Source organism: Komagataeibacter kakiaceti JCM 25156 (genome assembly GCF_000613305.1).
In genome coordinates, this window is the sequence record NZ_BAIO01000198.1 from 1 (window position 1) to 3,970 (window position 3,970).

Below are 3,970 nucleotides of genomic sequence, written 5' to 3' on the forward strand. Positions count from 1 at the left end.
GGCTCCCCGGCCTGAAGCCGTGGGCAAACCAACACTGTAAATAATGGCGCCCTGTCATCATGACAGGGCGTTTTCATGTCAGGCATTACCATGAGTGACGCAGAACCGATCATCCTGCATCTGGTGTCCGAGGCGACGGGGCAGGCGCTGGAGGCGGTCATGCGCGCCTGTGGCGCCCAGTTTCAGGATACCGAATTTTCGCCGCGCAACTGGAACCTGATCCGGACCCGCATGCAGGTGGGTCGTGTGCTGGCCGGGATCAGGGCGGAACCGGGGCCGGTGCTTTCCTCACTGACTTCCCCCGACCTTCAGGCCATGTTGCGTGAGGGATGTGGACGGGTGGGGGTGCAGGTCAAGAACATTCTCGATGGCACGATCCATTTTCTGGAACAGCAGACCGGGATCGTGGCGGAGCGCCATCCGGGCGGCCAGTATGTCATGGATAATACCTATCGGCGGCGTATTGATGCGATGCAGTACGTCATCGCGCATGATGACGGCCAGAAGGCGACGGATCTGACAAAAGCGGATGTCATTCTGGTGGGGGTGTCGCGCACATCCAAGACACCCACCTGCTTCTATCTGGCCAATCGCGGCATTCGGGCCGCCAATATCCCGCTGGTGCCACATGCCCCGTTACCTGTCGGGCTGGAGGATTTTCCCGGCCTTGTGGTGGGTCTTACCATTGACCCGCATACATTGCTGGAAATCCGCCGTTCCCGCGTGGGCATGATGCTGCCGGGGCGGTCCATGGCGACGCCCGGCATGTCCGAAACCTCGGTCAAGCCGTATATTGATCCCGAAAGCGTGCATGAGGAACTGCACTGGGCGCGACGGTTGTGCGCGCGGCATAAATGGCCGGTCATCAATGTGACCCATCGCTCGGTGGAAGAAACGGCGGCGGCCATTATCGACATACTTGAGCATAACGGTGCGGGCCATAAACTGCCGGAACATGACACGTAAGGCGGCCTGAGGCGGGCAGCAAAACCGCATCAGGAAACAATAAGAAAGTTTTTGGTGAAGCTTTTTTCAAAAAGCTTCGGGAAACGCCGTCATGTTGAAAAAAGGCGGCCCCATGAACATCTGTTTCCAAACAGCATCCTGAAAGCTTCCGGCATATTGACCCCTATGCGCGCAAGGGCTGATGGGGCGTGACAGTACGGGACTGGGCACAGGGGGGGCGTCAGTCCTTCATCATGTTCCCTGTCCCGGCACGGCCCGGACAATGGAAGGGCACCCACCGGCATCACGGGCGTGACACCCGCTGAGTCGGATAGGGGAGGGCGTGCATGACTCCGGGTTTCGGCATTGACGGACATGCAGAAGGTATGCAGCGGGCTTAAATCAGATATGTGCCTTATTGATCTATATTCCCTTGTACATGATTGCGATCAGTAAATAATGGCTAATTAAATAATAAAAAACAGCCATATTAAATAAATAATGATAAAAATTTTCGATATAAGTCATTCTGAAAATTATACGAAGGACTGCCGTCGGAAGGGGCTTCACCTCCCGGGAGTGGACAAGTGGGACAAAAACCGTACGATATAACAAAGTGTTACTTATCCCATGTATTTTTCCACAGTCGGGTCTATAGAGCTGAAGCATGTCCAAGACAGATCTCAAGCTGCTGATCATCCAGCCTTCGCATTACCGGTCCAAGACCGACAGGACCATTTTCAAAACCAGACGACGACAGATGGTGCCCCTCGCCCTGCCGTATCTTGCTGCGCTGACCCCGCCCGAATGGACCGTCACGCTGCTGGATGAGCAGCTCGAGGATATCGACTTTGATACGCCGGTTGATGTCGTCGCCCTGAGTGCGTGGACGCTGCATTCGCCGCGCGCGTACGATATTGCCGCCGAATTCCGCAGGCGTGGCGTCAAGGTGATCATGGGGGGGCCGCATGTGTTCTTCTATGCCGATGAAGCCGCCGAACATTGCGATGCGGTTGGCGTGGGCGAGGCCGAACCCATCTGGCGCACCATGCTGGAAGACGCCGCGGCCGGCAGGTTGCAGAAGATCTATCGCGCGGCGCCGCTCAAGGAACTCAACAACCTGCCGCCGCCCCGCTACGACCTGCTGGATCTGAAAAAATTCGGGCCTTTCCGCACATTCGCCGTGCAGTCTTCGCGCGGGTGCCCGTTCGTATGTGATTTCTGTTCCGAGCGGTTCTATCTGGGTGGCCGTTTCCGCTGGCGTCCGGTGGACCAGATGGTCAGTGAACTGGAGCGGATCAAGAACAAGAGCAGCCACTTCTTCTTTGGGGAGAGTAATTTCGGCGGCAAGAAAAGCCGCGCGATGGAACTGATGGAAGGGCTGGTGCCGCTCAAGATCCGCTGGTCCACGCTGTGGTCATCCAATCTGTGCCTTGATACCGAATTCCTGGATCTCGCGCGGCGCAGCGGCGTGATGCATGTCAATATCGGCATTGAAAGCATCGACGCCGAGATGCTTCAGGACATGAAGAAGGGCTGGAACAAGGCCAGCCGCTATGGCGAGATGTTCGAGAACCTGCGCAAGCGCGACATCAGCTACTCGCTCAATTTCATTTTCGGTTTCGATAATGAGCATCCGGATGTCTATGACGCGACCCTCACTTTCCTTGAGGCGCACAAGGTGCCCGCCGCCTATTTCAATATCCTGACGCCCACCAAGGGCACCGCCCTGTTCGAGCGGATGAAGAAGGCGGGCCGGATCATCGACCCCGATGATATTGACCGCTGGCCGGGGCAGGTCTGCCATATCTTCCCCAAGAACTGCACGCCGGGGCAGATGGAAGAGCGTATCCAGGGCATGTATCGCCGGTTCTACAGCATGCGCTCCATGGTGCACCGCCTGCCTTTCCCGCGCACGCGCTCGGAAATGGCGACATGGATTCTGAACATGACGGAACGGCGCATGGCCTTTTCTTCCACCGGTAACAATGACTTTGATATCTATTGATATCCACCGGGCCGTTCGCGGCCCGGATGGAAAATAGACAGGGGAACCGACATGCGCGATTCAATTGGCGCCATGCTGCTTGAGCGGCTCCGGCAGTGTGGTGTCTCGCGCATTTACGGCGTTCCGGGTGACTATAATCTTGAATTCCTTGAACTGATCGAACGCACGCCGGGCATCTGCTTTATCGGCGCGTGCAACGAACTCAATGCCGCCTACGCGGCGGATGGCGATGCACGGCTGAGCGGGATCGGGGCGGTGCTGGTGACCTATGGCGTGGGCGACCTGTCGGCCCTGTCCGCCGTGGCGGGGGCCTGTGCCGAGGGTGTGCCGGTCGTGGTGATTTCCGGCATGCCGCCGCTTCATGCCGTGCAGTCGCGCGCGCTGGTGCATCACACGCTGGCCGATGGCGATTATGACAATGTCATGACCTGCTACCGGCAGTTTACCGCCGCCACCACCCGCCTGCACCCCGCCAGCGCCGTGGCGGAAACGGATCGGGTGCTGCACGCGGTGCGGGTGGCCAGACGCCCGGTTTACATCCAGTTCCCGTCCGATATCTGTTACGTTGAAATCGAGACGCCGCCACCCGTTCCCCCATCGCAGGCGTCGGACCCCGCGCTGCTGGAAAAAGCCGCAACATGCCTGACGCGGCGGATTGCGCAGGCAGCCCGCCCGGTCGTGCTGGTCGATGCCATGGTGCGGCAGTACGACTTGCAGGCGCAGGTGCGGCGGCTTTGTGAACGCTACGATATTCCCTATGCCGCGCTGTCCACCGGGCGCACGCTGCTGGCGGAATCCGGCCCCCTGTGGCTGGGGCAGTACGGGGGCATGGCGTCGGCCGCCGGGGTGGCGGACCATGTGCATGCGTCGGATTGCGTGATCGGGCTGGGTGTCAGGTTCGTGGACTCCACATCCGGTTATTTCTCGCAACGGATCCGCCCCGGCGCGCTGGTGGATGTGCAGCCCTTCAGCCTGACCTGTGATGGGGAAAACATTCAGGCATAACCGCCGCCGACC

General features: G+C 59.0%; 3 protein-coding genes. All 3 read left to right on the forward strand.

The window, feature by feature from the left end; all coding sequences use genetic code 11:
- The first annotated feature begins 75 nt into the window (after window positions 1-75).
- Window positions 76-966, forward strand: coding sequence for a pyruvate, water dikinase regulatory protein (locus JCM25156_RS10505; protein ID WP_025813050.1), 891 nt, complete (start codon window positions 76-78; stop codon window positions 964-966).
- A 646-nt stretch (window positions 967-1,612) separates the two neighbouring features.
- On the forward strand, window positions 1,613-2,953 hold the full coding sequence (locus JCM25156_RS10510) for a B12-binding domain-containing radical SAM protein (RefSeq protein ID WP_025813051.1): 1,341 nt from the start codon (window positions 1,613-1,615) through the stop codon (window positions 2,951-2,953).
- A 51-nt stretch (window positions 2,954-3,004) separates the two neighbouring features.
- Window positions 3,005-3,958, forward strand: a complete 954-nt coding sequence (locus JCM25156_RS10515; protein WP_025813052.1) for a thiamine pyrophosphate-binding protein — start codon at window positions 3,005-3,007, stop codon at window positions 3,956-3,958.
- Window positions 3,959-3,970 lie beyond the last annotated feature (12 nt).